This is a genomic window from Pseudomonas sp. GW822-FHT02E03 (genome assembly GCF_058802325.1).
This window is the reverse complement of record NZ_JBXAOA010000017.1, coordinates 1-26961: the sequence shown is the minus strand read 5'-3', so window position 1 is coordinate 26961 and position 26961 is coordinate 1. Positions and strand designations below refer to the sequence as shown.

The 26961-nt window shown below is 59.7% G+C and carries 25 protein-coding genes; 6 read left to right on the top strand and 19 right to left on the bottom strand.

Annotated features, from left to right (window positions below):
- Positions 1-63: 63 nt before the first annotated feature.
- The gene (locus tag AC1RQB_RS14835) at positions 64-807 is read right to left on the bottom strand and encodes a substrate-binding periplasmic protein (RefSeq protein ID WP_063343029.1); all 744 of its coding nucleotides are present in this window, start codon (positions 805-807) and stop codon (positions 64-66) included.
- Positions 808-951: 144 nt separating this feature from the next.
- On the opposite strand from AC1RQB_RS14835, the gene dnaX reads away from it, so the two are divergent.
- From dnaX to AC1RQB_RS14815, 4 genes are all read left to right on the top strand, one after another.
- The gene (gene dnaX, locus AC1RQB_RS14830) at positions 952-3039 is read left to right on the top strand and encodes a DNA polymerase III subunit gamma/tau (protein ID WP_063343030.1); all 2088 of its coding nucleotides are present in this window, start codon (positions 952-954) and stop codon (positions 3037-3039) included.
- Between the two features lie 67 nt (positions 3040-3106).
- The gene (locus tag AC1RQB_RS14825; RefSeq protein WP_007905413.1) at positions 3107-3445 is read left to right on the top strand and encodes a YbaB/EbfC family nucleoid-associated protein; all 339 of its coding nucleotides are present in this window, start codon (positions 3107-3109) and stop codon (positions 3443-3445) included.
- Positions 3446-3905: 460 nt separating this feature from the next.
- A complete protein-coding gene (gene recR, locus AC1RQB_RS14820) occupies positions 3906-4508 on the top strand; it encodes a recombination mediator RecR (protein ID WP_008075173.1) in 603 nt (200 codons plus the stop codon).
- A 189-nt stretch (positions 4509-4697) separates the two neighbouring features.
- On the top strand, positions 4698-5846 hold the full coding sequence (locus AC1RQB_RS14815) for an acyl-CoA dehydrogenase family protein (RefSeq protein WP_063343031.1): 1149 nt from the start codon (positions 4698-4700) through the stop codon (positions 5844-5846).
- A gap of 137 nt (positions 5847-5983) precedes the next feature.
- On the opposite strand, the gene AC1RQB_RS14810 is transcribed toward AC1RQB_RS14815, so the two are convergent.
- The 8 genes from AC1RQB_RS14810 to ccoG all read right to left on the bottom strand — a co-directional run bounded on the left by AC1RQB_RS14810 (position 5984) and on the right by ccoG (position 14506).
- Positions 5984-6532 carry an adenine phosphoribosyltransferase gene (locus AC1RQB_RS14810; protein ID WP_063343032.1) on the bottom strand — a complete coding sequence of 183 codons (549 nt, stop codon included), beginning with the start codon at positions 6530-6532 and terminating at the stop codon, positions 5984-5986.
- A gap of 79 nt (positions 6533-6611) precedes the next feature.
- On the bottom strand, positions 6612-7346 hold the full coding sequence (gene fnr, locus AC1RQB_RS14805) for a fumarate/nitrate reduction transcriptional regulator Fnr (RefSeq protein WP_008075169.1): 735 nt from the start codon (positions 7344-7346) through the stop codon (positions 6612-6614).
- Positions 7347-7439: 93 nt separating this feature from the next.
- Positions 7440-8822 (bottom strand): oxygen-independent coproporphyrinogen III oxidase, encoded by a 1383-nt coding sequence (gene hemN, locus AC1RQB_RS14800; protein WP_063343033.1) that lies wholly within the window; start codon positions 8820-8822, stop codon positions 7440-7442.
- A gap of 214 nt (positions 8823-9036) precedes the next feature.
- On the bottom strand, positions 9037-9720 hold the full coding sequence (locus AC1RQB_RS14795) for a sulfite exporter TauE/SafE family protein (protein WP_063343034.1): 684 nt from the start codon (positions 9718-9720) through the stop codon (positions 9037-9039).
- Positions 9713-9931 carry a cbb3-type cytochrome oxidase assembly protein CcoS gene (ccoS, locus tag AC1RQB_RS14790; RefSeq protein ID WP_008075166.1) on the bottom strand — a complete coding sequence of 73 codons (219 nt, stop codon included), beginning with the start codon at positions 9929-9931 and terminating at the stop codon, positions 9713-9715. The genes AC1RQB_RS14795 and ccoS overlap by 8 nt, the downstream gene beginning before the upstream one ends.
- Before the next feature lie 22 nt (positions 9932-9953).
- The gene (locus AC1RQB_RS14785) at positions 9954-12404 is read right to left on the bottom strand and encodes a heavy metal translocating P-type ATPase (protein WP_063343035.1); all 2451 of its coding nucleotides are present in this window, start codon (positions 12402-12404) and stop codon (positions 9954-9956) included.
- A 135-nt stretch (positions 12405-12539) separates the two neighbouring features.
- Positions 12540-13079, bottom strand: coding sequence for a FixH family protein (locus tag AC1RQB_RS14780; RefSeq protein WP_008007039.1), 540 nt, complete (start codon positions 13077-13079; stop codon positions 12540-12542).
- Positions 13080-13090: 11 nt separating this feature from the next.
- A complete protein-coding gene (gene ccoG / locus AC1RQB_RS14775) occupies positions 13091-14506 on the bottom strand; it encodes a cytochrome c oxidase accessory protein CcoG (protein ID WP_207267369.1) in 1416 nt (471 codons plus the stop codon).
- An 891-nt stretch (positions 14507-15397) separates the two neighbouring features.
- On the opposite strand from ccoG, the gene AC1RQB_RS14770 reads away from it, so the two are divergent.
- Positions 15398-16393, top strand: a complete 996-nt coding sequence (locus tag AC1RQB_RS14770) for a metallophosphoesterase family protein (protein WP_241824478.1) — start codon at positions 15398-15400, stop codon at positions 16391-16393.
- Between the two features lie 80 nt (positions 16394-16473).
- On the opposite strand, the gene ccoP (AC1RQB_RS14765) is transcribed toward AC1RQB_RS14770, so the two are convergent.
- The 8 genes from ccoP (AC1RQB_RS14765) to ccoN (AC1RQB_RS14730) form a co-directional block, all read right to left on the bottom strand.
- Positions 16474-17457 (bottom strand): cytochrome-c oxidase, cbb3-type subunit III, encoded by a 984-nt coding sequence (gene ccoP / locus AC1RQB_RS14765; RefSeq protein ID WP_008075160.1) that lies wholly within the window; start codon positions 17455-17457, stop codon positions 16474-16476.
- A complete protein-coding gene (locus tag AC1RQB_RS14760; protein ID WP_003175465.1) occupies positions 17454-17639 on the bottom strand; it encodes a CcoQ/FixQ family Cbb3-type cytochrome c oxidase assembly chaperone in 186 nt (61 codons plus the stop codon). Before AC1RQB_RS14760 ends, ccoP (AC1RQB_RS14765) begins: the two co-directional genes overlap by 4 nt.
- 5 nt (positions 17640-17644) lie before the next feature.
- Positions 17645-18253 carry a cytochrome-c oxidase, cbb3-type subunit II gene (gene ccoO, locus AC1RQB_RS14755; RefSeq protein ID WP_007905434.1) on the bottom strand — a complete coding sequence of 203 codons (609 nt, stop codon included), beginning with the start codon at positions 18251-18253 and terminating at the stop codon, positions 17645-17647.
- Positions 18253-19695: a cytochrome-c oxidase, cbb3-type subunit I gene (gene ccoN / locus AC1RQB_RS14750; RefSeq protein ID WP_007905436.1), complete on the bottom strand. Its 1443-nt coding sequence runs from the start codon at positions 19693-19695 to the stop codon at positions 18253-18255. Before ccoN (AC1RQB_RS14750) ends, ccoO (AC1RQB_RS14755) begins: the two co-directional genes overlap by 1 nt.
- A 483-nt stretch (positions 19696-20178) precedes the next feature.
- Positions 20179-21132: a cytochrome-c oxidase, cbb3-type subunit III gene (ccoP, locus tag AC1RQB_RS14745; RefSeq protein WP_063343037.1), complete on the bottom strand. Its 954-nt coding sequence runs from the start codon at positions 21130-21132 to the stop codon at positions 20179-20181.
- Positions 21129-21329: a cbb3-type cytochrome oxidase subunit 3 gene (locus AC1RQB_RS14740; protein WP_032830511.1), complete on the bottom strand. Its 201-nt coding sequence runs from the start codon at positions 21327-21329 to the stop codon at positions 21129-21131. The genes ccoP (AC1RQB_RS14745) and AC1RQB_RS14740 overlap by 4 nt, the downstream gene beginning before the upstream one ends.
- 21 nt (positions 21330-21350) lie before the next feature.
- On the bottom strand, positions 21351-21959 hold the full coding sequence (gene ccoO, locus AC1RQB_RS14735) for a cytochrome-c oxidase, cbb3-type subunit II (RefSeq protein ID WP_008072989.1): 609 nt from the start codon (positions 21957-21959) through the stop codon (positions 21351-21353).
- A gap of 10 nt (positions 21960-21969) precedes the next feature.
- A complete protein-coding gene (gene ccoN, locus AC1RQB_RS14730; RefSeq protein ID WP_008072986.1) occupies positions 21970-23394 on the bottom strand; it encodes a cytochrome-c oxidase, cbb3-type subunit I in 1425 nt (474 codons plus the stop codon).
- A 108-nt stretch (positions 23395-23502) separates the two neighbouring features.
- Between ccoN (AC1RQB_RS14730) and AC1RQB_RS14725 the strand changes: the two genes are divergently transcribed.
- On the top strand, positions 23503-24180 hold the full coding sequence (locus AC1RQB_RS14725) for an alpha/beta family hydrolase (protein WP_063343038.1): 678 nt from the start codon (positions 23503-23505) through the stop codon (positions 24178-24180).
- Between the two features lie 206 nt (positions 24181-24386).
- Here the strand turns inward: AC1RQB_RS14725 and AC1RQB_RS14720 are convergent, their stop codons facing one another.
- Positions 24387-25952 (bottom strand): methyl-accepting chemotaxis protein, encoded by a 1566-nt coding sequence (locus tag AC1RQB_RS14720; protein ID WP_008072983.1) that lies wholly within the window; start codon positions 25950-25952, stop codon positions 24387-24389.
- Positions 25953-26056: 104 nt separating this feature from the next.
- A complete protein-coding gene (locus tag AC1RQB_RS14715; protein WP_063343039.1) occupies positions 26057-26848 on the bottom strand; it encodes a CPBP family intramembrane glutamic endopeptidase in 792 nt (263 codons plus the stop codon).
- Positions 26849-26961: the final 113 nt, after the last annotated feature.

Below are 26961 nucleotides of genomic sequence, written 5' to 3'. Positions count from 1 at the left end.
CAGAAAGACCGCGTGGCCTCTTCTCACGACTGCTGCGCAGCCGAACGCAGCCTTCGGCAGCTGCTACTGACCAGGATTGCCGGTATAGAGCCGGATGATGTCATTGATCTCCCCGGACGTTTTCATTTGCAGCAAGGTGTTCAAGATGCGCTGCACGGGCACCTTGGGGTCATTGCGCATATAACAACCGACGGTTTGTTCATGCACCAGCGCTACACTTTGCAGTTGTCGGTCGGGTAGCAGGCGCTGGTTGAACCAGTCCAGGGTCCATTGGTTGCTCACAGCGTAGTGGTAGCGTCCGGCCAGCAGTTTTTCCAGCACCTGTTCCTGATTGCGCGCGTCTTCGCGGTGCAGCCGGTCGGAATCGAACAAGGGTTGCAGAGTCGGGTAGTTATAGCCGCGCACGGTGCCGATCGACTGTCGCGCCAGGCTCGCCAGGTTGACGGATGTGGGTGAGTCGCGCCAACCAATCAGCAAGTCGCGCTGGACCAGCAGTGGCACGCTCCAGCTGTAGTCCCCGGACAGGTTCGGCAACCAGGACGGTGAGACATGGCAGCGGATATTGACTTCGCCATGGTCCATGGCGTTTTGCACTCGCGCCCGAGGCAACACATGAAATTCTGCCGGCATGCCGACTTGTGTCGCCAAGCTGAGCATCATGTCGTACAAAATGCCCTGGATCGGCCGCCCGCGCTCGAGTTGCACCATGGGCATGGCCCAGCTGTCGGACACGACAAAGCGCAACGGCGCCTCGGCGGCTGCGACGCTCAGGCTGACCAACAGCAGTGCCCCCAAGGCAAAACGCATAAACGCTCCGGTACGGCTCAAACCTGAGCCAATAAAAGCCCCTCAAAGTGCAGCTTAGCCAGAATAGACGAGCACACCGGATGCAATTTTGGCCTTGCTCCGCTAGCATTAGCCGCTTCTGTTCCTTCGTTGCGACGGTTTTCGATGAGTTATCAGGTTCTTGCACGTAAATGGCGTCCGCGCTCGTTCGGCGAAATGGTCGGCCAGACCCATGTGCTCAAGGCTCTGATCAATGCCTTGGACAGCCAGCGGCTGCACCACGCGTACCTGTTTACCGGTACCCGCGGGGTCGGCAAGACCACCATCGCGCGGATCATCGCCAAATGCCTGAACTGTGAAACAGGTATCACTTCGACCCCCTGCGGCGAGTGCTCGGTGTGCCGCGAAATCGATGAAGGCCGCTTCGTCGACCTGATCGAGATCGACGCCGCGAGCCGGACCAAGGTCGAAGACACCCGCGAGCTGCTCGACAACGTGCAGTACGCGCCGAGCCGCGGGCGCTTCAAGGTTTACCTGATCGACGAAGTGCACATGCTCTCCAGCCATTCCTTCAATGCGCTGTTGAAAACCCTTGAAGAGCCGCCGCCCTACGTCAAGTTCATCCTGGCCACCACCGATCCGCAGAAACTTCCGGCAACGATTCTTTCGCGTTGCCTGCAGTTCTCCCTGAAGAACATGACGCCGGAGCGGGTGGTCGAGCATTTGACTCACGTGCTGAGCGTCGAGAACGTGCCGTTCGAAGACGACGCGCTGTGGCTGCTGGGCCGCGCCGCCGACGGTTCGATGCGCGACGCCATGAGCCTGACCGATCAGGCCATCGCTTTCGGTGAAGGCAAGGTCATGGCCGCCGACGTGCGGGCCATGCTCGGTACTCTCGATCACGGCCAGGTCTACGACGTTTTGCATGCGCTGATCGAAGGCGACGCCAAGGCGTTGCTCGAAGCCGTGCGTCATCTGGCCGAACAAGGCCCTGACTGGAACGGCGTGCTCTCGGAAATTCTCAATGTGCTGCACCGTGTCGCCATCGCCCAGGCCCTGCCTGAAGGCGTCGACAATGGCCATGGCGACCGTGATCGGGTCCTGGCGCTGGCCCAGGCGCTGCCGGCCGAAGACGTGCAGTTCTATTACCAGATGGGCCTGATCGGTCGGCGGGATTTGCCGCTGGCACCGGACCCGCGCGGCGGCTTCGAAATGGTCCTGCTGCGAATGCTTGCGTTCCGACCGGCAGACACTGCGGACGCGCCGAGGCAACCGCTAAAGCCAGTGGGGATCAGCCAGGCCACAGTTGATTCCGCAAATTCAGTGGCTGCCGCGCCGGTTGTTGCGCCGGTAGTCGCTACGGCCGTTACACCGCCTCCGGTTGCGCCTGTGGTTGCACCAGCCCCTGTCCCGGTAGCTGCGCCTGAGCCGGTCGCGCCTGTGGTCGAGCCCGAGCCCGAACCTGTTGTCGAACCCGTAGCGGTCGAAGAAGTCGTCGATCTGCCGTGGAACGACCCGGTAGAGCCCGAAGTTGTCCAGCAGCCCGCCGTCGAGCCGGTGCTGGAAACGGCTGGCGAACAACCCGAATTGCCACCGATGCCCATGCCGACCCCGGACAGTGTGGTGCCGGATGCGCCGGAATGGGCTGCTGCGCCGATCCCGGAACCGTCCGTGGCCGAAGTCGATGCCGCTACGCCAAGCCTGGATCAGGACGACGAGCCGCCGCTGGACGAGGACTACATCGAGCCAGACATGGATTCGGCCTACAGCTACCTCGACGACCTGGCCAGCGAGCACACCGCCGAACCTGCGCCGGAACCCGAACCTGAACCGGCCGCGATGCCGGCCACCGGCCTGGCCCTGCAATGGCTGGAGTTGTTCCCGAAGCTGCCGGTATCCGGCATGACCGCCAGCATCGCCGCCAACTGCACGCTGATCGCCGTCGATGGCGACAATTGGTTGTTGCACCTGGACCCGGCCCACAGTGCCTTGTTCAACGCGACACAACAACGTCGCCTCAACGATGCACTGAACCAGCTCCACGGGCGCACGCTGACCCTGAGCATGGAGCTGATCAAGCCCGAGCAGGAAACCCCGGCTCAGGCCTCATCCAGGCGTCGCGCCAATCGTCAGCGTGAGGCCGAGGAATCGATCCACGGCGATCCGTTCATCCAGCAAATGATGCAGCAGTTCGGGGCGGTGGTCCGTCACGATACTATTGAACCTGTCGAGGCCCTGGTCAGTCAGGGCTAATAACTGAAGGCGCTTGGCCACATTCGCCGGGCGCTGTTTTTATCCAAGTACTTTTGAGGTGATTCCCATGATGAAAGGTGGCATGGCCGGCCTGATGAAGCAGGCGCAGCAGATGCAGGAAAAAATGGCCAAGATGCAGGAAGAGCTGGCCAACGCCGAAGTCACCGGTAAGGCCGGCGGCGACATGGTCACCGTGGTGATGACCGGTCGTCACGACGTCAAGCGCGTAACCATCGACCCAAGCCTGGTCGAAGGCCTGAGCGAAGACGACAAGGAAATGCTGGAAGCGGTATTCGCCGCAGCCGTCAACGACGCCGTGCGCAAGATCGAAGCCAACAGCCAGGACAAAATGTCCGGCGTGACCGCTGGCATGCAATTGCCACCGGGTATGAAACTGCCATTCTGATTCGCCAACGCGCGTCGGATGGGTTACAAAAAAATGCCAGGCATCGCGCCTGGCATTTTTGTTTCTGGCCCCTCTTTGTAGGAGCGAGGCTTGCCCGCGAAGACGGCGGCACAGTCAACATTGATGTTGCCTGACACATCGCCTTCGCGAGCAAGCCCGCTTCCACAGGGATCACCTGAATCCCGTGGGGGCGTGGCTGACCGCGATGAAGTCACCTCGGTACAACTGACGAAACTGCGAACCCGACACCGCCACAAAGGTCTGCCCCCTATTACAGCCGAAATTCATCGATCAAGGAGACGCTCACATGTCACAAGCATCGAGCCTCAACCAAATCGTCCTGCAACTTCGGCAAACGGGTGGTGCGGGTTGCGTGGACTGAGTAATTGACGCTGTTATTTGACGCTAAACAGAGGCGCGGGTATAAACCGCGTCTCGTTGTTATGTCGGACTTTTCCCCATGAGCTTCAGCCCTTTGATTCGCCAACTGATCGACGCCCTGCGAATTTTGCCGGGCGTGGGTCAGAAAACTGCCCAGCGCATGGCGTTGCAACTGCTTGAGCGTGATCGCAGCGGCGGTTCGCGACTGGCCCAGGCACTGAGCCAGGCCATGGAAGGAGTGGGCCACTGCCGCTTGTGCCGCACGCTGACCGAAGACGATCTGTGCCCGCAATGCGCCGATCCACGCCGCGACGACACCTTGCTGTGTGTGGTGGAAGGTCCGATGGACGTTTATGCGGTGGAGCAGACCGGTTTTCGCGGTCGCTACTTCGTGCTCAAAGGCCATCTGTCACCCCTCGACGGATTGGGGCCGGATGCCATCGGCATTCCACAATTGATGGCGCGGATCGAAGAAGCGGGCACGTTTGCCGAAGTCATCCTCGCCACCAACCCGACGGTGGAAGGCGAGGCCACGGCACATTACATCGCCCAGTTGCTGAGCAACAAAGGCCTGATCGCCTCGCGCATCGCCCATGGCGTACCGTTGGGTGGCGAGCTGGAACTGGTGGACGGCGGGACATTGGCGCATTCGTTTGCCGGGCGTAAGCCGATTTCGCTGTAACGGTGCTGTTTGGACTGACGTCTTCGCGAGCAAGCCCGCTCCCACATTTGATTTGTGTACGCCGCAAATCCCCTGTGGGAGCGGGCTTGCTCGCGAATGGCTCGCCTCGGTTTCCTTGATTCACACAGTCCACTTGAAAACCAAGCAAGCGCTCGGTTAACTTCGCTGAACCTTCAGTGGAGTTCGCCGATGCCTGTCTTCCAGGAATACTTCGACCCCAGCCACCAATTGGTCCGCGACAGCGTCAGACGTTTCGTCGAACGTGAGATTCTTCCGGACATCGACCAGTGGGAAGAAGCCGAAAGCTTCCCTCGTGAACTCTACCTAAAGGCCGGCGCGGCGGGGATTCTGGGTATTGGTTATCCCGAAGCCTTGGGCGGTAGCCATGAAGGGGACCTGTTTGCCAAGATCGCTGCCAGTGAAGAGCTGATGCGCTGTGGTTCCGGTGGTCTGGTCGCGGGGCTTGGCTCGCTGGACATTGGTCTGCCGCCGATCCTCAAGTGGGCCAGGCCCGAAGTCCGCGATCGCGTTGTGCCTCAGGTGCTGGCGGGCGAGAAGATCAGCGCCCTGGCTGTCACCGAGCCCAGCGGCGGCTCCGACGTCGCCAACCTGCAAACCCGCGCCGTGCGAGACGGCGACTTTTACCGGGTCAGCGGCAGCAAAACCTTCATTACCAGTGGCGTTCGTGCGGATTTCTACACCGTCGCGGTGCGCACCGGCGAGCCGGGTTTTGGCGGCATCAGTTTGCTGCTGATCGAGAAGGGCACACCCGGTTTCACCGTCGGTCGTCAGTTGAAGAAAATGGGCTGGTGGGCGTCAGACACCGCCGAATTGTTTTTCGATGATTGCCGGGTGCCGGCGAGCCATCTGATCGGGGCCGAAAACATGGGCTTCGCCTGCATCATGGGCAACTTCCAGAGTGAGCGTCTGGCCCTGGCACTGATGGCCAACATGACCGCGCAAATGGCGCTGGAGGAGAGTCTGAAGTGGGCTCGTCAGCGTGAAGCCTTCGGCAAACCCATCGGCAAGTTCCAGGTGCTCAAGCACCGGCTCGCGGAAATGGCCACGGCGCTGGAGGTGTCACGGGAGTTCACCTACCGCCAGGCAGCGAAAATGGCCGCCGGGCAGAGCGTGATCAAGGAGATTTCCATGGCCAAGAATTTTGCTACCGACACGGCTGATCGCATTACCAACGACGCCGTGCAGATCCTCGGTGGCCTGGGTTATATGCGCGAGAGCCTGGTGGAACGGCTGTATCGCGATAACCGGATTCTGTCGATCGGCGGCGGGACGCGGGAAGTGATGAACGAGATTATCAGTAAGCAGATGGGGCTTTGAGTTTTTGCGGTGTTGCGGCTGACGCCATCGCGGGCAAGCCCGCTCCCACAGGGATTGTCGTTAAATACAAATCTTGTATACGACAAAAATCACTGTGGGAGCGGGCTTGCCCGCGATGGCGTCAGTACAGACGCTGCTTATTTATCGGTAAGGGCAAACTGCGTCAGACAGAAAGTAGGAATCCCCATGTCTTCCAGCCGCTGCGAACCACCCAGTTCCGGCAAGTCAATGATCGCCGCCGCTTCATGCACCCGCGCGCCCATGCGCCGAATCAGGTTCGCCGCCGCGATCAGCGTGCCGCCGGTGGCGATCAGGTCATCGAACATCACCACCGAGTCACCCTCGCACAGGCTGTCGGCGTGGACTTCGAGAAAGGCTTCGCCGTACTCGGTCTGATAACCCTCGGCCAACACGTCGGCCGGCAGCTTGCCCTGCTTGCGGAATAGCACCAGCGGTTTGTTCAACTGATAGGCCAGGATTGAACCGATCAGGAAGCCACGGGCATCCATGGCGCCGATATGGGTGAAGTCGGCTTCGACATAACGATGGGCAAAGCTGTCCATCACCAGGCGCAGGGCCGTGGGCGACTGGAACAGCGGGGTAATGTCGCGAAAGATCACGCCCGGCTTGGGAAAGTCAATCACGGGGCGGATGAGGGATTTGATGTCGAAGGAGTCGAAGACCATCGTCGAAGTGTCCTGGCAGGCTGCAAACGTCTCAGTATAACGGCGGCTGAACCGTTTCGCTCAGCCGCCATTGCCAGGATCAGCCGTCGAGCGAGCCGCCGGCCAGGGCGCAGAGCTGGATCGGGTCGAGGATATGTATTTCCTTGCCCTCGGCGGCGATGAGTTCGTTTTGCTGGAAGCGGGTGAACACCCGCGACACGGTTTCCACCGCCAGGCCCAGGTAATTGCCAATTTCGTTGCGCGACATGCTCAGCCGGAACTGGTTGGCCGAGAAGCCCCGAGCGCGGAAACGGGCCGACAGGTTGACCAGGAAAGTGGCGATGCGCTCGTCGGCAGTTTTCTTCGACAACAGCAACATCATTTGCTGATCATCACGAATCTCGCGGCTCATCACCCGCATCAACTGACGGCGCAGTTGCGGCAGTTGCAGAGCCAGTTCATCGAGGCGTTCGAAAGGGATTTCGCACACCGAAGTGGTTTCCAGGGCTTGCGCCGAGACGGGGTGCTTTTCAGTGTCCATGCCCGACAGGCCGACCAGTTCACTCGGCAAATGGAAGCCAGTGAGCTGTTCTTCGCCGCCATCGCTCAGGCTGAAGGTCTTGAGGGCGCCGGAGCGTACTGCGTAAACGGAATCGAACGTGTCGCCCTGACGAAACAGGAATTCGCCTTTTTTCAGCGGGCGGCCTCGTTTGACGATTTCGTCCAGCGCATCCATGTCTTCCAGATTCAAAGAAAGTGGCAGGCAGAGAGGTGCCAGGCTGCAATCCTTGCAATGGGCCTGGCTATGAGCGCGCAGCTTTACTGGCTCGGACATTTCTTTAATCCTTGTGGGAAAACACACATAAGCCGTAAGGGTAACTCACGGGAGGACATTCGGGCCAGCCTGCGACAATTTAACCGCAAGGCCTTAGATCACTCGTGAATAGCGTTGACGATTGGTGTGTTCCAGATACGCATCGAAAACCATGCACACCGAACGCACCAGCAGCCGGCCTGCGGGCTGTACGGTGATCCGCTCGTTGTCCAACTCGATCAGCCCATCTTCGGCCATATCCAACAGCTGTGGCCAAAGCTCGGCGAAATAACCACGAAAATCGATATTGAAGACTCGCTCGATTTCCAGGAATTCCAGGCTGAAATGGCAAATCAACTGCTGAATCACGGCTCTGCGCAAGCGATCGTCAGCGGTGCATATCAGGCCACGGCTGGTGGCCAGTTGAGCGGACGCCAATGCGTTCTGGTACTGGTTCAGGTCGCTGCTGTTCTGGCAGTACAAATCGCCGATCTGGCTGATTGCCGATACCCCCAGGCCGATCAAATCGCAATGACCATGTGTGGTGTAGCCCTGGAAGTTACGTTGCAGCGTCGATTCTTCCTGAGCAATCGCCAAGTCATCGTCAGGCAGGGCGAAATGGTCCATGCCGATGTAGCGGTAACCGGCAGTCGTCAGTTGTTCGATGGTGCGCTGGAGCATTTCCAGCTTCTGTGCCGGTGCCGGTAGATCGTTGCCATTGATCCGCCGTTGCGGCATGAAGCGTTCCGGCAGATGGGCGTAGTTGAACACCGAGAGCCGGTCCGGTTGCAGGCTGATGACTTCGTCGACGGTGCGGGCGAAGTTCTCGGGCGTCTGCTTGGGCAGGCCGTAGATCAGATCGATGTTGATCGAGCGAAATTGCAGGGTTCGGGCAGCATCGATCACCGCACGGGTTTCTTCCAGGCTTTGCAGACGATTGACCGCCCGTTGTACCGCCGGATCGAGGTCTTGAACGCCAATGCTGACCCGGTTGAAACCCAGTTCCCGGAGCAGGCCCATGGTCGACCAATCAGCTTCGCGAGGGTCGATTTCGATGCCATAGTCGCCGGAATCGTCGTCCAGCAGATTGAAATGCTTGCGCAGCTGAGCCATCAACTGGCGCAGTTCGTCGTGGCTGAGAAAGGTGGGTGTGCCGCCGCCGAAATGCAGTTGCTCGACTTTTTGCGTCGGGTCGAGGTGGCAGGCAATCAGCTGGATTTCCTGTTCCAGGCGCTGCAAGTAGGGCAGGGCGCGGCCACGGTCCTTGGTGATGACTTTGTTGCAGGCGCAGTAGTAGCAAATGTTCGCGCAGAATGGCACGTGCACATACAGCGACAGCGGGCGCTGGGCTTTACGGCTGTCGCGCAGGGCATGAAACAGGTCGAAGGTGCCGACCTGGCTGTCGAATTGCACGGCGGTCGGGTACGAGGTATAGCGCGGTCCCGCCAGGTCGTAACGGCGGATCAGATCTGTGTCCCAACGAATGGCGTCGAGCATGCGGGCATTCCCCCGGATAGGCTGGCAATGTCGGCGAGTCTAGGGAGAAGTGCGCAAAGGCATCTTGATTTGCATCAAGGGTCGGGATTTGGGTTGTCGGTGAGGGCCTCTTCGCGGGCAAGCCCGCTCCCACAGGGTTGTGTTTGGATCACCGAATTGGGCAATCCTCAAATCCTGTGGGAGCGGGCTTGCCCGCGATGGGGCCACTGCCGATCTAATGCCCCATCAGCCAATGTTGATGCGGCCCTGGCAAGGTCCAGATACCGAACACCATCACCAGCAAGCCACCGGTCATGCGGATGCTGCGTTTGCGCAATAGCGCCGTGACGCGCTCGGCGGCAAGCCCTGTGGCGAGCAGCACCGGCCAGGTGCCTAGCCCGAATGCCAGCATCAGCAATGCACTGTCCAGCGCATTGCCCTGGCTCGCCGACCACAGCAATGTGCTGTAAACCAGCCCACATGGCAGCCAGCCCCATAGCGCGCCCAGCAGCAGGGCGCGGGGCAGGTTCGACACGGGTAATAATGTGTTGGCCACCGGCTGGATATGCCGCCACAGGCCGCGACCGAGGCTTTCGATACGGGTCAGGCCGCTCCACCAGCCGGCCAGGTACAAGCCCATGGCGATCAGCAGCAGCCCGGCGAGAATGCGCATGAACATCGCCGCCGGGCTATTGGCCACGGCCCAACCGGCCAGGCCGATCAGCAGGCCGGCCGCGGCGTAGCTGAGAATGCGCCCCAGGTTATAGGCCAGCAATAATCGAAAGCGTCGGCTGCGTTGTTCCTTGGGGATCGCCAGGGTCAACGCGCCCATCAAGCCGCCGCACATGCCCAGGCAATGCCCGCCGCCGAGCAAGCCGAGGATCAGCGCAGACACCAACAGTGGCGTCAACTCAAGCATGGGGCGGCGCCTTGTCGTCCGGTTTGGCCGGATGGCCGCCGGCCTCGTCGACCGCTGCCTTGTGGTTCGGGTCCTGATCGTCGAACAGGATGCTGTGGGCCGGGCCGTCGAGATCGTCGTACTGACCGCTGTCGACTGCCCAGAAGAAGATATAGATAGCGATGGCCACGATCAGCAGTGCGGCCGGGATCATCACGTAGAGAGCTGGCATCTGGACTCCATGCCCGCGCGGCTCAGGCCGGCAGCGGGCGGGTTTCTGGCGTGGTGCTGGCAGGCTGCGAGCTCGGCAGGCGAGTCAGGCGCAGGGCATTGAGCACCACGGTCAACGAACTGATCGACATGCCAACCGCTGCCCATACCGGAGTGATCCAGCCGAGGGCGGCGAACGGCAACATGAGGCCATTGTACAGCGCTGCCCACAGCAAGTTCTCGATGATGACCCGACGGGTGCGACGGGCCAGGCTGAAGGCTTGCACCAGCGCGTCGAGGCGGTTCGACAACAGCACCGCGTCGGCACTGGTTTTCGCCAGATCGGTGGCCGACCCCATCGCCACGCTGATGTCGGCGGCGGCCAGCACCGGCACATCGTTGACCCCGTCACCGAGCATCAACACCTTGCGGCCTTCCTTGTGCAGTTGTTGCAGCACCTGCAATTTATCGTCCGGACGCAAACCGCCTCGGGCCTCGTCGATGCCCAACTCGGCAGCGACGCTGGCAACCATCGGCGAGCTGTCGCCGGACAGCAGCAGCGTGCGCCAGCCGCGAGCCTTGCAGGCCGCCAGCAGGGCAGGCGCGTCGGCGCGCAACCGGTCGTCGAGTACGAACCACGCCAGCGGCCCCTGGCTGTCGCCGAGCAACAGCCATTGGCCGGGCTCATCGGGCATTAGTGGTGTTTGAGCGCCGCTGAGTTCGCAGACAAACCCCGGTTGGCCAATGCGCAGGCGTTGGGCGCCGACCAGCCCCTCAAGGCCCAGGCCCGGCGTGCTGTGAACTTCTTCGGCGGCCAGCGGCGCGCGGCCAAATGCCCGGGCAATCGGGTGCTCGGAGCGGTTTTCCAGGGCGGCGGCGAGGCTCAGGCATTGATCGCTGGTCAAGGCTCCAAGTGGCCGGATCGAACGCAAGGCCAGGCGACCTTCGGTGAGGGTGCCGGTCTTGTCGAAAATCACCGTGTCGATCTGGTTCAGGCCTTCCAGCACATGGCCGCGCGTCAACAAAAGACCGAGCTTGTGCAGCGTGCCGGTGGCGGCGGTGAGGGCGGTTGGCGTGGCCAGCGACAAGGCGCACGGGCACGTGGCAACCAGCATCGCCAGGACAATCCAGAATGCTCGCGAAGAATCCAGTTCCCACCACAGCAGGCCGATGGCCGCGACGGCAATCAGCGACAACAGCAAAAACCATTGCGCGGCGCGGTCGGCGATTTCCGCCAGTCGTGGCTTTTCGGCCTGGGCGCGATCCAGCAGGCGGACGATGGCCGACAGTCGCGTGTCCTGCCCCAGCGCCAGGACTTCCACGGTCAGCGCACCTTCAACGTTCAAGGTGCCGGCGGTGACGGCATCGCCCGGGGTCCGTGGTTGTGGCAGGTATTCGCCGGTCAGCAGGGATTCGTCGATGCTCGACTGACCGTCGAGGATCTTGCCATCGGCCGGCAGGATCGCACCGGGATGCACCAGCACCTGATCGCCTACGCGTAACTCGCTGAGCAGAATCCGTTCGCTCTGGCCGTCGGCACTCAGCCGCAGGCAGGAGGCGGGCAACAGATTGACCAGCTGAGCGGTCGCGGCGGCGGTGCGTTCCCGGGCACGACGTTCCAGATAACGCCCGGCCAGCAGGAACAGTGCAAACATCCCCACCGCATCGAAATACAGTTCGCCGACCCCGGTGATCGAGGTCCAGATCCCGGCGATATAGGCACTGCCGATCGCCAGCGACACCGAGACGTCCATGGTCAGGTGACGGGTGCGCAAGTCGCGCATCGCCCCTTTGAAGAACGGCGCGCAGCTGTAGAACACGATCGGCGTGGTTAGAAACAATGCGACCCAGCGCAGGATGGTGTGCAGCTCGGGGCTGAGGTCGATGTTGAATTCCGGCCAGGTGGCCATGGTTGCCATCATCGCCTGGAACCACAGCAGCCCGGCGACACCGAGTTGACGCAGCGCCAGACGGTTTTCGCTGGCCAGTTGTTCACTGGCGCGGTCGGCCTGATAGGGGTGGGCGGCGTAACCGATGTGGCGCAATTCGCTGAGCACCTGGCTCAGTGGTAATTGCGCGTCGGCCCAGCGCACATGCAGGCGGTGGTTGGACAGGTTCAAGCGTGCTTCGGCCACCGCTGGCAGGCTACGAAGATGCTTTTCGATCAGCCAGCCGCAGGCGGCGCAACTGATGCCTTCCATCAACAGAGTGGTTTCGGCGAGTTCGCCTTCGTGGCGGACAAAGGGTTGTTGCACATCGGCGCGGTCGTACAGCGCCAGTTCGTCGACCAACTGCACCGGCAAGGCTTCGGGGTTGGCCGAGGCTTCGCTGCGATGCTGATAATAGCTTTCCAGCCCACCGGCCACGATGGCCTCGGCCACTGCCTGGCAACCCGGGCAACAGAACTCGCGGGTATCGCCGAGGACAGCGGCGGTGAAGCGGCTGCCGGCCGGGACGGGCAGGGCGCAGTGGTAGCAGGGGGTTGGATTGGTCATGAGGCGTGTTCCGATGATCGTTCCCACGCTCCGCGTGGGAATGCCTCTGCGGACGCTCCGCGTCCGCTTCGGCCGGGACGCAGAGCGTCCCTGGCTGCGTTCCCACGCAGAGCGTGGGAACGATCAGGGTAAGGCTTATTTTTTCAGGTCTTCCGCACCCTGCAGCGGCTCATCGCCCAGCAGCAGATCCTTGGCATGGCTGACCTGTTCTTCTTCGAACATGCGCCAGATCTTGTCATCCTGCACACCCAGCAATTCGACGAAGCGACGACCTTCAATCTTGTCGCTCAACTGGCCGATGTAGCGGCCCTGTTCGGTTTCGCTGCGGGCCAGGGTGATCTTGCGATCCTTCTCCGGCTGAGTGGGTGAAATCAGGTTCAGCTCAAGGGTTGCAGGCGTGCTGTTGCCGCTCAGGCGCAGGTCGACTTCGCCGGTCACGTCATCCAGATGCACACTGGCTCGCAGTTGCAGAGTCTGGGCCAGCAGTTCGCGGTCCAGCGAACGGTTGATGCCCTTGCCAGCCTCGTAATAGTTGTCGTTGACCAGGTTGTCCGGGTTGTTCACCGCTATGGTCACCATCGACAGGGTCAAGGTCACCGAGCAGGCCAGGATGGCGATGATAATCCACGGCCAAAGGTGCTTGTACCAGGGACTTGCGGCAGTTGCTGCGGGCATGATCACTTCTCTCAACGAATTTGTGGGCCGATGAATCGGCTCTTGGCTTCAACGTGGACGTTGGCGTCATCGGCATCCTTGAGGATGAATTTCACCTCGTTGGTGCTCGACGGCAATTGTTCCGGTGCACTGGACAGTTCGACCGGCTGGCTGAAAATCTCACCGGCGGCGACTTTGATCTCGCGCTTGCCTTGCAGCTTGAGATCCGGCAGGCCGGTGGCTTCCAGCACGTACGTGTGGTCGCGTTGGTCCTTGTTCATGATCTTCAGGCTGTAGACGTTTTCGATCCGGCCTTCGGCGTTCTCGCGATACAACACGCGGTCTTTGCTGACGTCGAAACCGACCAGCGAACGCATGAAGAACGCGGTCATCAGCAACGCGATCATCGCCAGCAGCACCGTGGCATAGCCGATCAGGCGTGGGCGCAGTTTATGGGTTTTTTGCCCGGACAGGTTGTGTTCGGTGGTGTAGCTGATCAGGCCGCGCGGGTAATCCATCTTGTCCATGATGCTATCGCAGGCGTCAATGCACGCCGCGCAGCCGATGCATTCGACTTGCAGGCCGTCACGAATGTCGATACCGGTGGGGCAGACCTGGACGCACATGGTGCAATCGATGCAGTCACCCAGGCCCTGAGCCTTGTAGTCGATGCCTTTCTTGCGCGGGCCACGGCTTTCGCCACGGCGCGGGTCGTAGGAAACGATCAGTGTGTCCTTGTCGAACATCACGCTCTGGAAGCGTGCGTACGGGCACATGTAAATGCACACCTGCTCGCGCAACCAGCCGGCGTTGCCGTAGGTGGCGAGGGTGAAGAAGCCGACCCAGAAATACGACCAGCCATCCGCCTGGCCTGTAAAGAAGTCGAGCACCAGTTCGCGAATCGGCGAGAAGTAACCGACGAAGGTCATGCCGGTCACGAAGCCGATCAGCAGCCACATTGTGTGCTTGCTGAACTTGCGCAGGAATTTGTTGGCGCTCATCGGCGCCTTGTCGAGCTTGATACGCTGGTTGCGGTCGCCTTCGGTGACCTTTTCGCACCACATGAAGATCCAGGTCCAGACGCTTTGCGGGCAGGTATAGCCACACCAGACCCGACCGGCATACACGGTAATGAAAAACAGGCCGAAGGCACTGATGATCAGAATGCCCGAGAGCAGGATGAAATCCTGAGGCCAGAAGGTCGCGCCAAAAATGAAGAATTTACGCTCCGGCAGGTTCCACCAGACGGCCTGATGACCGCCCCAGTTCAACCACACCGTGCCGAAATACAGCAGAAACAGCCCGGCCCCGCCGATCATCCGCAAATTGCGGAACAGGCCGGTGAAGGCGCGGGTGTAGATCTTTTCTCGAGAGGCGTAGAGGTCGACGCTGTTGTTCGCGTTCTTGGCAGGCGGAGTGACGTCGTGTACCGGAATCTGATTGCTCATCGTTGCATCCCACGGCAGTGGAAAAATGCCTCGGTCAGTACGTGCCGACCGCGGTCAAAAAGAGGTGTTGCAGTGGCGCAATGATACGCCTGTCGCTCTAGATCAAGGGTGCGACCTTTGGTCGCGTTGGGGGGAAGGCGTGGATGGTGTAGCAGATGCAACAAGTCATGATCCAGATCAATTGACTATAGACGATCCATGAATCACCTCTCGTGAGCCGCTCCTTGGAGCGCAGCGGCTCATTTGTTCTGAGAAGGCATCAAGGCAGCCTTCCGTCTCCCAGGCTGTCCAGCCCGCTGTCTTTTTTTCTACCGACGTCTTCGGTGGCCGGTTTCGTGCTTTCGTTGTCTGAGGGTGTGCCCTCAACATCGTTGATAACGTAAGTGAAATCCTCGTGGGATAGCACGCAATCGTAGTCAGACTCTCGCATAGGGTTCTTCCTTGAAATGCATCTGTTGAACGGTGGCCCTCACGTTGCTCGTCAGGGTGAAAAGGGAAGCTACTGGGCGCTGAAGTCCGAGTCTATTGAGCATTCGTCTCAAATTATGAAAGCGTCGAAATGCAAACGGCCCCGCCAATTCTCATTGGCGGGGCCGTTTTTGTTGCATCAAGCGTTTGCCTTACTGGGTCTGCCGCTGGAGCCTTCTCACCGTGAGACAAAACGTGATGCAGGTCAATTGACTTTTGGGTATAGCTGCATGCTCGGCACTCGTTAGAGTGCGTTCATATTTTTATTCTTAACTAACGAAATGTCAGACATATATTTTATTGGTTTGAAAGTTTCATTTGTTTGCGAGTTGACAGGGCGTATTGTATTTTGCGGCTTCAATGTAATGGCTGCGAAGAGTGGCTAATCAATATCAATGGAAATGGATTTCAATGAAGTTATCAATGAATAAGTGGCTGGCATGCCTTGCCTTGGTGTTAGTTAATTGCTGGGGCTCAAGTGTTGCTTTTGCAGAAGCACCACAACACATGATATTTGCCTCGGACTCGCAATATCCCTGGAGTGATCTTACTGATAAGGGTGAGCAGGATCCCAACAAGGAAGCTCGGTCAAGAGAACTGATCGAGTTGCAGTATTCCGATATCGCGAGCTTCAGAAGCCTTAATGGCGGCGCTCACCGTATACCTGTAATGATTAATGGAGATATCACGGCGTTTGGTCATGGCGGCGAGCGTTCGTACATGAGGGAGGTTTTTGAGAAGAAACTGCTGGGGCTCTATGACTATGGTCTGGGGAATCATGATTATGCCAATAATGTAGATGATTGTTTTTTGAATAACTGTGCAGCCGGGAGTATCAATGATCTCAAGACACGCTATTGGGGAAATGGGGTGTCCATGGACTTGGCGGCAAGAAGTTCGGGGCTTGGGAAAATTTATTACGGCAGTCTCGCCTACTCAAAGGGTTTTGGTGATGTGCACTTGGTTCAATTGAATAATGAGCCGACCTATACAGTCAATTTTACTTCCGGTAATCCGTTGGCTCGAACGTCCTTTGAAATTACTGATGCGCTGGACTGGCTTGAGCGTGATCTGAAAAGCGCGAGAGCACAGGGAAAAATCATTATTCTCAATATGCACAAGGTCTATGACTGGGCTGGCAATGATGCGCAGATTTCCCGATTTAAACAGATGATCAACCACTACAAGGTGACCGCTGTATTTGGCGGGCATGATCACTGGGGGGTAGGTATGCATATGTACTCCAGAAAATGGGAGCTGTTTGGCGAAGTGCCCGTATTCATGGGTGGGTCTGCTTCCCAGCAAACCTATCTTATTGCCAGTTTTACCGATGATCGACAGTCTCTGAAAATCAGCGCAGTACACAACAGTAACTGGCCCAGCCGTGAAGCCGTGAGGGTCATTCCTGTCTTGAAGTAAGCAGGTTTGAGGCTGAAATGAAAACGGCCCCGCCAATTCACATGGGCGGGGCCGTTTGTTGTTGCGATCAAGCGTTTGCCTTACTGGGCGTCCGCTTCCGGCGCTTTCTCACCGTGAGACAGGCTGTAGACGTAAGCGGCCAGCAGGTGAACCTTGTCGTTGCCTTGCAGCTGTTCTTGCGCAGGCATCTGGCCCTGACGGCCGTAACGGATGGTCTGCTGCAGTTGAGCGAAGCTCGAACCGTAGATGAACGCCGCCGGGTGGGTCAGGTCAGGTGCGCCCATCGCTGGCGTACCTTTGCCTGCCGGACCGTGGCACGCCACGCAGTTGGCAGCGAACAGTTTCTGGCCGGCAACCGGGTCAGCCTTGGCGCCTTCCGGCAGCTTGCGGCCATCGAGGTTGGTCAGCACGTAAGCGGCAACATCGCTGACACCTTGTTCACCGATCACTGCAGCCCAGGCCGGCATCACGGCATGACGACCGCCCATGATGGTGGTCTTGATGGTTTGCGCATCACCGCCCCAGCGCCAGTCGGCGTCGGTCAGGTTAGGGAAGCCGTAGGCGCCTTTGGCGTCGGAACCGTGGCAGACCGAGCAGTTGGAGGCGAACAGGCGGCCACCCATCTTCAGGGCTTGTGGGTCTTTGGCGACTTCTTCGATCGGCATGGAAGCAAACTTGGCGAAGATCGGGCCGAACTTGGCGTCCGACCTGAGCATTTCCTTTTCCCATTCGTGAACGCCGGTCCAGCCGGTCTGGCCGTTGGCGAACGCGGTCTGCTTCTCGTTATCGAGGTAGTTGTAACCCGGCAACAGGCCTTTCCAGTTACCCAGGCCCGGGTACAGCACCAGATAGCCGAGGGCGAAGATGATGGTGCCCACGAACAGCATGAACCACCATTTCGGCAGCGGGTTGTCATACTCCTCGATCCCGTCGAAGGAGTGGCCGACCGTTTCATCGGTGGATTCGCTGCGCTGGCCCTTGCGGGTGGACAGCAGCAGCCAGGTCAGGGCGAAGATGGTGCCGAGACTGAGGACTGTGACGTACAGACTCCAGAACGTAGTCATTCTTTGTTACTCCTAGAAGCTTGCTCGACGTGCTTGATGGCTTCGGGATCATCCGCGAAAGGCAGCAAGGTCGCGTCTTCAAACTCCGACTTGCGCTTGGGGCTGAACACCCACAGCGCCAGACCGATGAAGGCCACCATCACAACAACGGTGCCCAGGCCACGAATCATCCCGATATCCATCTAAATCACCGTTTGCTTTTGATGATGGTGCCCAGGCCTTGCAGATAGGCCACCAGCGCGTCCATTTCGGTTTTGCCCTTCACAGCATCCTTGGCACCGGCGATGTCTTCGTCGGTGTAAGGGACGCCGAGCGTGCGCAAGACTTCCATTTTCTTGGCGGTGTCTTTGCCGTCGAGCTTGTTTTCCACGAGGAACGGGTAGGCCGGCATTTTCGACTCAGGCACTACGTTGCGCGGGTTGTACAAGTGCGCACGCTGCCAGTCATCGGAGTAACGACCGCCGACACGGGCCAGGTCCGGACCGGTACGCTTGGAACCCCACAGGAACGGGTGGTCCCAAACGCTTTCACCGGCGACCGAATAGTGGCCGTAACGTTCGGTTTCAGCACGGAACGGGCGGATCATCTGCGAGTGGCAGCCGACACAACCGTTGGCGATGTACACGTCGCGGCCTTCCAGCTCAAGGGCGGTGCGAGGCTTCATGCCCTCAACCGGCTTGTTGGTGACGTCCTGGAAAAACAGCGGAACGATTTGAGTCAGGCCGCCGACGCTAACGGCGATAACCATGAAGAAGGCCAGCAGGCCAATATTCTTCTCGACTGCTTCATGCTTCATCAGTGAGCTCCAACTACAGCAATCTGTTCAGCAGCTTTGGCTTCAGCCGGGTTCGAGGCACGTACGGTACGCCATACGTTGTAGGCCATGAACAGCATGCCGCTGGCGAAGAACGCACCGCCGAGGGCGCGAACGATGAAACCTGGGTGGCTGGCTTGCAGCGCTTCAACGAACGAGTAGGTGAGGGTGCCGTCGTCGTTGATTGCACGCCACATCAGGCCTTGGGTGATGCCGTTGACCCACATCGAGGCGATGTACAGCACGGTACCGATGGTCGCGAGCCAGAAGTGCGTGTTGATCAGGCCGATGCTGTGCATCTGCGTACGACCGAACAGTTTCGGGATCATGTGGTAGATCGCGCCGATCGAAATCATCGCTACCCAGCCAAGAGCGCCGGCGTGTACGTGGCCGATGGTCCAGTCGGTGTAGTGCGACAGCGAGTTGACGGTCTTGATGGCCATCATCGGGCCTTCGAAGGTCGACATGCCGTAGAACGCCAGCGATACCACGAGGAAACGCAGGATCGGGTCGGTGCGCAGCTTATGCCAGGCGCCCGACAGGGTCATCATGCCGTTGATCATGCCGCCCCAGCTGGGTGCCAGCAGGATGATCGACATCGCCATGCCCAGGGACTGAGCCCAGTCCGGCAGTGCAGTGTAGTGCAGGTGGTGCGGACCGGCCCAGATGTACAGGGTGATCAGCGCCCAGAAGTGCACGATCGACAGACGATAGGAGTAGATCGGACGCTCGGCCTGCTTCGGAACGAAGTAGTACATCATCCCCAGGAAGCCGGTGGTCAGGAAGAAACCTACCGCGTTGTGGCCGTACCACCACTGGATCATCGCATCAGTCGCACCCGAGTAAGCCGAGTAGGACTTGAAGAAACTGACCGGCAGGGACGCGTGGTTGACGATGTGCAGCATCGCGGTCACGACGATGAAGGCACCGTAGAACCAGTTACCGACATAGATGTGCTTGGTCTTGCGCTTGACGATGGTGCCGAAGAACACCAGACCGTAGGTGACCCAGACGATGGCCAGCAGAATAGCCAGAGGCCATTCCAGTTCCGCGTATTCCTTGGTGGTAGTGAAGCCCATCGGCAAGGTAACGATCGCGCCGACGATCACCGCTTGCCAACCCCAGAAGGTGAAGGCCGCGAGGCTGTCGGAAATCAGTCGCGTTTGGCAGGTTCGCTGCACGACATAATAGGAAGTGGCAAACAGAGCACAACCACCGAAGGCGAAAATCACCAGGTTGGTGTGCAGCGGGCGCAGGCGTCCAAAGCTCGTCCATGCCAGACCGAAGTTCAACTCCGGCCAGACCAGTTGCGAGGCGATGAAGACACCGAGCCCCATGCCAAGGATCCCCCAGACCACCGTCATGATGGCGAACTGGCGGACTACCTTATAGTTATAAGCAGTCGGACTGATTGCTGTGCTCATTCTAAGGTTCCACGGTTTGGGTGTTTTATTAGGAGTAAAAATCGGCCGCAAGTATGTAGAAAGCGGGGGGTCATTGCAACGCGCCATGACGTAGGTCAATGCTTTCAAAAGCTGATTCTGCGGCCTTTCCATGCGCCGCGTAAGGACAAAATTGCCCTCGGGCAAAATGTCGCAACGGATCAAAGAGGCGAGGGGTTCAGGTCAGTTGTAACGGGGTATGTTCAAACACGACGATCGGGTGACAGCGGGCAACGGGGACGATAGCCGGTGTCTACCAGCCTTTGCGGCCTGTCATCGAGCAAATTCGTCGAACACATCGGGTTGAATCGACCTGGAACCGGTGCTGGCCAGTCTGCATCGCAGGGAAGCTTAGACCCGAATCCGGTGAACCGAAAGGAAGACCAAGGGAGGGTGCGACAATGCGTCGCAAAGGAGCAGGGAACTGCCGCATCCGGGTGAATGCGGCAGTAGAGCAGACGAGATTTATTCGCTTTTGCCTTCAGCCTGCAAACGCTCTGTATTCAAGCCGTGCGACAGGCTGTACACATAAGCGGCCAACAATTGCACTTTATCGTTGCCGAGCAGTTCGTTCTGCGCCGGCATATGGCCCTGGCGGCCATGACGAATCGTTTGTTGCAGTTGCGCCAGGCTTGTACCGTAGATAAATCCGGCCGGTTGCGTCAGGTTCGGCGCCCCCATGGCTTCAGTGCCCTGGCCGTTTGCCCCATGACAGGCTACGCACATAGTGCTGAACGCCTGCTGTCCGGCATGCAGGTCGGCACCGTTGTCGGCAGGCAAAGGCAGGCCGGCCAGGTCATGGCGCACATAAGCAGCAACGTTCTTCACGCCGGCGTCGCCGAGGATTTCTCCCCAGGCCGGCATCGCGGCCATGCGACCGCCCATGATTGTCGTTTTGATCATTTCGGCATCGCCGCCCCAGCGCCAGTTGTTGTCCGCCAGGTTGGGGAAACCGAACGCGCCCTTGGCATCCGAGCCGTGGCACACCGAGCAATTGGACGCAAACAGACGACCGCCCATTTTCAGCGCTTGCGGGTCCTTGGCCACTTCTTCGACTGGCATGGCAGCAAATTTGGCGAAGATCGGCCCGAACTTCGCGTCAGCCTTGTTCATCTCCTTTTCCCATTCGTGGACACCGGTCCAGCCGTTTTCATAACCGGGCAAGATGCCTTTCCAGTTGCCCAGGCCCGGGTAAAGCACCAGATAACCGACGGCAAACACCAAGGTTGCGGCGAACAGCATGAACCACCACTGCGGCAGCGGATTGTCGTACTCCTCGATGCCGTCGAAGCTGTGGCCCATGGTCTGGTCGACGCTGCCCTTGGTTTCGCCCTTGCGGGTGCCGATCAGCAGCCAGGTCAGGCCGATCAGGCTGCCGATGGTCAGTACGCAGATCCACGTACTCCAGAAGGTGGTCATGGCCGGGTACTCCTTGTTTCAGGTTCTTGGGTGGCGTCTTCGGGTAGCGGTTCATCGGCGAACGGCAGCAGGCGTGCTTCGGCGAATTCCGGATTGCGCTTGCGGTTGAACACCCACAGGGTCAGGCCGACGAAGGCCACGAACACCACGACCGTGCCCAGGCCGCGGATCATCCCACTGCTCATTACGCTTACGATTTCAAAGGGCATGGACATGGCTCACCTCTTGCTCTTGATGGATGTGCCGAGCACTTGCAGGTAAGCGACCAATGCGTCCATTTCGGTTTTGCCCTGGAGTGAGGCGACTGAACCTGTGATGTCTTCATCGGTGTACGGCACGCCGAGGGTGCGCATGGCGCGGATCTTGGTTTCGGTGTGGCTGCTATCGACCTGATTGGCCACCAGCCATGGATAGGCCGGCATCTTCGATTCCGGCACCACGTTGCGCGGGTTGTACAAGTGCGCACGGTGCCAGTCTTCGGAGTAGCGACCGCCAACGCGTGCCAGGTCCGGCCCGGTGCGCTTGGAGCCCCACAGGAACGGGTGATCCCACACGCTTTCACCGGCCACCGAGTAGTGGCCGTAGCGTTCGGTCTCGGCGCGGAACGGGCGGATCATCTGCGAGTGGCAACCGACGCAGCCTTCGCGGATGTAAATGTCGCGACCTTCCAGTTGCAACGCGGTGTAGGGCTTCATGCCTTCCACCGGTTTATTGGTCACGTCCTGGAAGAACAGCGGGACGATCTGGGTCAGGCCGCCGATGCTCACGGCCAGCACCATCAGCAACATCAGCAGGCCGACGTTTTTCTCGATTGTTTCGTGTTTCATGGCGGACTCCTCAGGCTATCTGCGCGGCAGCGGCGGCTTCGGCAGGCTGCGAGGCCCGCACCGTGCGCCAAGTGTTGTAAGCCATCAGGAACATGCCACTGAGGAAGATCGCACCGCCCACCAGTCGCACGACGAAGCCTGGGTGGCTGGCCACCAGGGTTTCGACGAAGGAATAGGTCAGCGTGCCGTCCTCGTTGACGGCGCGCCACATCAGGCCCTGGGCGATGCCGTTGACCCACATCGAGGCGATGTACAGCACGGTGCCGATGGTCGCGAGCCAGAAGTGCGCATTGATCAGGCCGATGCTGTGCATCTGTGTGCGGCCGAAGATTTTCGGAATCATGTGGTACAGCGCACCGATGGAAATCATCGCCACCCAGCCGAGCGCGCCGGCGTGAACGTGGCCGATGGTCCAGTCGGTGTAGTGGGAGAGGGCGTTGACTGTTTTGATCGCCATCATCGGCCCTTCGAAGGTCGACATGCCGTAGAACGCCAGCGACACCACGAGGAAGCGCAGGATCGGGTCGCTGCGCAACTTATGCCAGGCGCCCGAAAGCGTCATCATGCCGTTGATCATCCCGCCCCAGCTCGGCGCCAACAGGATCAGCGACATCACCATGCCCAACGATTGCGCCCAGTCCGGCAGTGCGGTGTAGTGCAAGTGGTGGGGGCCGGCCCAGATGTACAGGGTGATCAGCGCCCAGAAGTGCACGATCGACAAGCGATAGGAATACACCGGACGCTCGGCCTGTTTCGGCACGAAGTAGTACATCATCCCGAGGAAACCGGCAGTGAGGAAAAAGCCTACGGCGTTGTGTCCGTACCACCACTGCACCATGGCATCGGTCGCACCGGCGTACAGCGAGTAGGACTTGGTGAAACTCACCGGCAATTCCAGGTTGTTGACGATGTGCAGGATCGCCACGGTGATGATGAAACCACCGAAGAACCAGTTACCGACATAGATGTGTTTGGTCTTGCGCTGCATGATCGTGCCGAAGAACACGACGGCATAAGCAACCCAGACGATGGTGATCAGGATGTCGATCGGCCATTCCAGCTCGGCGTATTCCTTGGAACTGGTGTAACCCAGTGGCAGGCTGATGGCCGCCAGCAGGATCACCAGTTGCCAGCCCCAGAAGCAGAACGCGGCGATCTTCGGCGCGAACAATCGGGTCTGGCAGGTGCGTTGTACCGAATAGAACGAACTGGCGAACAGGGCGCAACCGCCGAAAGCGAAGATCACCGCGTTAGTGTGCAGCGGGCGCAGACGGCCGAAGCTGGTCCACGGCAGGTTGAAGTTGAGTTCGGGCCAGACCAACTGGGCAGCGAGAAAAACCCCGAGCCCCATGCCGACGATGCCCCACACCACCGTCATAATGGCGAATTGGCGGACCACCTTGTAGTTGTAGGCGGTACTGATAGAAGTGTTCATGGTTCCCCATCCACGGTTCAGCCGAAGTGAGAGCCTGCCTTTGCGAGTAAGCCGCAAGGCAACGCTCCCTTCGTCTGGAGTTATAGGCAGACTAAAAGCGAGGCAAGCATGGACAAAGAGCACAAGGCCAGTATTGACGGGGATCAATGGGCGCAGTGTGTGCGGGATCATGGATGGTTGTGGAATGCAGCCACAGCGCCGGCCTCGGCGACGCTGATTCTCGCTCACGGTGCCGGTGCGCCGATGGACAGCGGCTGGATGAGCGACATGGCTGAGCGCCTTGCCGCGCATGGGGTCAACGTGTTGCGTTTCGAGTTTCCCTACATGGCGCAGCGGCGTATCGATGGCGCTAAACGTCCCCCGAACCCGGCGCCCAAATTGCAGGAATGCTGGCGTGAGGTGTATGCCGTGGTGCGACGCCATGTCGCTGGGCGTCTGGCCATTGGCGGCAAGTCCATGGGCGGGCGGATGGCGAGTTTGTTGGCCGATGAGTCGGGCGCGGATGCGTTGGTGTGCCTGGGGTATCCGTTTTATGCGGTGGGCAAACCGGAAAAACCGCGGGTCGAGCATTTGGCGGCGCTGAAGACTCGCACGTTGATTGTGCAGGGGGAGCGGGATGCGCTGGGTAATCGGGCTGCGGTCGAAGGGTATGAGTTGGCGCCGGGTATCGAGGTGTTCTGGCTTGAGGCAGCGGATCATGATTTGAAGCCGTTGAAGGCTTCGGGGTTTACTCATGAGCAGCATTTGGCGGCTGCGGCGGGGAAGGTTGCGGCATTTCTCCAGTGAAATTTGCAGTGGTCGTCAGGGCCTCTTCGCGAGCAAGCCCGCTCCCACATTTGATCGTAGGCGTACGCAAATGCCGTGAACGACTGAGATCTACTGTGGGAGCGGGCTTGCTCGCGAAAGCGGTCTACCGGACAACATCACTTTCTCATTGGCAATAAAAAACCCGGAGGTATTCACCTTCCGGGTTTTTGTCTTTCCAGCATAAATCAGCGATTAAACCGCTCCACCAACGAATACTGGGTATTCGCGGTCTTGGTCAGTTCTTCGCTCAACAGCGCCGAGTGCTGTGCCTGTTCCGAGGTCTGGTCAGCCAGTTGCGAGATGTTGCTGATGTTGCGGCTGATTTCTTCGGCGACGGCGCTTTGCTCTTCGGTGGCGGCAGCGATCTGGGTGGTCATGTCGGTGATGTTGGCCACCGCTTCGCTGATGCCCACCAGCGCCTGATCCGCTTCCAATACCCGCGCCACACCTTCTTCGGCCTGGCGATGCCCGGTTTCCATGGTTTGCACCGCGGTGCTGGCGGTTTGCTGCAGCTTGGCGATCAGGGCATGGATTTGCCCGGTGGATTCGCTGGTGCGTTGCGCCAGTTGACGCACTTCGTCGGCCACCACCGCAAAACCACGGCCCATCTCGCCGGCACGCGCGGCTTCAATCGCAGCGTTCAAGGCCAGCAGGTTGGTCTGGTCGGCGATGCCTTTGATCACATCGACCACGCCGCCGATTTCGTCGCTGTCCTTGGCCAGTTGCGTGACCGTCAGGCCGGTTTCACCGACCACTACCGACAGGCGCTGAATGGCTTCGCGGGTTTCCCCGGCGATGTCGCGACCGCGACCGGTCAGGCGATTGGCTTCCTGAGTGGCGTCGGCGGTGCGCTGCACGTGGCTGGCGACTTCCTGAGTGGTGGCGGCCATCTGATTCACAGCGGTCGCCACTTGCTCGGTTTCCACGCGTTGACGTTCCAGGCCGGTGGAGCTGTTGTGGGCCAGGGTGTCAGACTGTTTCGCTTGCTCGGTCAGGTGTTCGGCGGTGTCCTGCAGGCGGGTCAGGCAGGTTTTCAGGCGTGCTTCCTGGCTGAGGATCGACATCTCCAAGCGTGCCTGGGCGCCACGGCTGTCGGTATACATCTGCGCGATCAGCGGGTCGGACGTGGTCTGCTCGGCCAGGCGCAGCAAACGCTTGATACCGCGCTGTTGCCAGCTCAAGCCCATCAAGCCCAACGGCACCGAAAGGCCGGCGGCGAGGGCGAAGCCCCATTGGGACGTCAGGGTGGCGCCGATCATGAAGCTCAACTGGCTGACCAGAATGAACGGCAGCCAGTCCTGAAGTACCGGCAGCCATTTGTCGCTTTGAGGAATGGCTGACTTGCCTTGGTTGATGCGTTGGTAGAGTGCTTCGGCGCGGCGGATCTGCTCGGCGGTGGGTTTGACCCGCACCGACTCGTAACCGACCAGCTGATTGCCGTCGAACACCGGTGTGACATAGGCGTTAACCCAGTAGTGGTCACCGGTCTTGCAGCGATTCTTGACAATGCCCATCCATGGCAAGCCTTGTTTCAGTGTGTCCCACATGTGCGCGAACACCGCAGCCGGGACGTCGGGGTGACGGACCAGGTTATGCGGCGCACGGATCAGTTCCTCACGAGAAAACCCGCTGATTTCGACGAAAGCGTCGTTGCAGTAGGTGATCACGCCCTTGGCATCGGTGGTGGAAATCAACCGTTGCTGAGCCGGGAAGGTCCGTTCGCGTTGGGTAATGGGCTGGTTGTTACGCATGGCTTTTTCAATCCGCAAGGCTTTGAAAGGTTGTCGGCATCGTCAGGCATTTATTGAAATGTTTTTTTCATGGATCAGTGGCGCGTCGCAAAACGACCATTGCGTCAGCCAGCGAGCATCGGATAAGTGAACAGTCCGAAATGCAGCAGATTCAAACCAAAGTGGGTGGCGATGGCCGCGCCCAATCCGCCGAAACGGTAAGCCAGGCCATAACCGACCCCCGCGAGGCCCGCCAACAACACCCATTGCCAACCGGCACCCAGATGAGCGAGGCCGAGCAGCATTGAGGCGAGCAATAACGCGAGGTTGTCGCCGTAAGACAGGTGTTTGAACTGCCGGCTCAGACCGCCCTGGATGTAGCCGCGAAACAACGCTTCTTCCACCAGCGTCACCAGCAACAGATTGTTCAGTACCCACAACCAGGCCTGATCCGGCCACTTCGGTGCCCAACTGATCACGCCCAGCAACAGCGCACCGCCCAAGGCCAGTACGGCGCTTACGATCAGGGCGAGGGCGGTGGCATAAACGGACAGCCGCAACGAGCGCCGGCGGACAATCCATGGGCAAATCAGCAACAGCCAGAAACCGATCAGGGGTTTGTCCTGATTCAGGTACATCGCAAACGGCACGGCATCGTCGGTAAAACGCTGGGGATCAATCGCGCGACCGTTGAAGAAACCGGGAAGCCAGTGCATTGCCAGCGCCACCGCCATGACAATGAACAGACCGTGGCCGAGGTAACGGCCAACGGGAACCTGTTGCTGGCGAACGGCGAAACCGGCGAACAGCAGCAACGCAAAAGAGATAGCGGACAGCCAACCGAGATGGCCGTAGATCAACGCCAGGCCGTAGCCAATGGAGAGAAGTGCCAGATAAGTCCATGGCAGAGCGATCATTTGAAGTCCTTGTGTCCGAAATTTTGCGGATTGCCTCATTCCCTGTGGGAGCGGGGGGGGGGGGGGGGGGGGGGGGGGGGGGGGGGGGGGGGGGGGGGGGGGGGGGGGGGGGG

Coding starts and splice junctions, on each gene's coding strand:
- ccoP (WP_008075160.1), bottom strand. CDS start 17,457: ATGACTACGTTCTGGAGTCTGTACGTCACAGTCCTCAGTCTCGGCACC.
- AC1RQB_RS14780 (WP_008007039.1), bottom strand. CDS start 13,079: ATGCCCGCAGCAACTGCCGCAAGTCCCTGGTACAAGCACCTTTGGCCG.
- ccoP (WP_063343037.1), bottom strand. CDS start 21,132: ATGACCACCTTCTGGAGTACGTGGATCTGCGTACTGACCATCGGCAGC.
- dnaX (WP_063343030.1), top strand. CDS start 952: ATGAGTTATCAGGTTCTTGCACGTAAATGGCGTCCGCGCTCGTTCGGC.
- AC1RQB_RS14795 (WP_063343034.1), bottom strand. CDS start 9,720: ATGCTTGAGTTGACGCCACTGTTGGTGTCTGCGCTGATCCTCGGCTTG.
- AC1RQB_RS14760 (WP_003175465.1), bottom strand. CDS start 17,639: ATGGATATCGGGATGATTCGTGGCCTGGGCACCGTTGTTGTGATGGTG.
- AC1RQB_RS14785 (WP_063343035.1), bottom strand. CDS start 12,404: ATGACCAATCCAACCCCCTGCTACCACTGCGCCCTGCCCGTCCCGGCC.
- AC1RQB_RS14725 (WP_063343038.1), top strand. CDS start 23,503: ATGGACAAAGAGCACAAGGCCAGTATTGACGGGGATCAATGGGCGCAG.
- ccoO (WP_008072989.1), bottom strand. CDS start 21,959: ATGAAACACGAAACAATCGAGAAAAACGTCGGCCTGCTGATGTTGCTG.
- recR (WP_008075173.1), top strand. CDS start 3,906: ATGAGCTTCAGCCCTTTGATTCGCCAACTGATCGACGCCCTGCGAATT.
- ccoG (WP_207267369.1), bottom strand. CDS start 14,506: ATGAGCAATCAGATTCCGGTACACGACGTCACTCCGCCTGCCAAGAAC.
- ccoO (WP_007905434.1), bottom strand. CDS start 18,253: ATGAAGCATGAAGCAGTCGAGAAGAATATTGGCCTGCTGGCCTTCTTC.
- ccoN (WP_007905436.1), bottom strand. CDS start 19,695: ATGAGCACAGCAATCAGTCCGACTGCTTATAACTATAAGGTAGTCCGC.
- AC1RQB_RS14715 (WP_063343039.1), bottom strand. CDS start 26,848: ATGATCGCTCTGCCATGGACTTATCTGGCACTTCTCTCCATTGGCTAC.
- ccoS (WP_008075166.1), bottom strand. CDS start 9,931: ATGCCAGCTCTCTACGTGATGATCCCGGCCGCACTGCTGATCGTGGCC.
- AC1RQB_RS14815 (WP_063343031.1), top strand. CDS start 4,698: ATGCCTGTCTTCCAGGAATACTTCGACCCCAGCCACCAATTGGTCCGC.
- hemN (WP_063343033.1), bottom strand. CDS start 8,822: ATGCTCGACGCCATTCGTTGGGACACAGATCTGATCCGCCGTTACGAC.
- fnr (WP_008075169.1), bottom strand. CDS start 7,346: ATGTCCGAGCCAGTAAAGCTGCGCGCTCATAGCCAGGCCCATTGCAAG.
- AC1RQB_RS14720 (WP_008072983.1), bottom strand. CDS start 25,952: ATGCGTAACAACCAGCCCATTACCCAACGCGAACGGACCTTCCCGGCT.
- AC1RQB_RS14835 (WP_063343029.1), bottom strand. CDS start 807: ATGCGTTTTGCCTTGGGGGCACTGCTGTTGGTCAGCCTGAGCGTCGCA.
- AC1RQB_RS14770 (WP_241824478.1), top strand. CDS start 15,398: ATGAATAAGTGGCTGGCATGCCTTGCCTTGGTGTTAGTTAATTGCTGG.
- AC1RQB_RS14825 (WP_007905413.1), top strand. CDS start 3,107: ATGATGAAAGGTGGCATGGCCGGCCTGATGAAGCAGGCGCAGCAGATG.
- ccoN (WP_008072986.1), bottom strand. CDS start 23,394: ATGAACACTTCTATCAGTACCGCCTACAACTACAAGGTGGTCCGCCAA.
- AC1RQB_RS14810 (WP_063343032.1), bottom strand. CDS start 6,532: ATGGTCTTCGACTCCTTCGACATCAAATCCCTCATCCGCCCCGTGATT.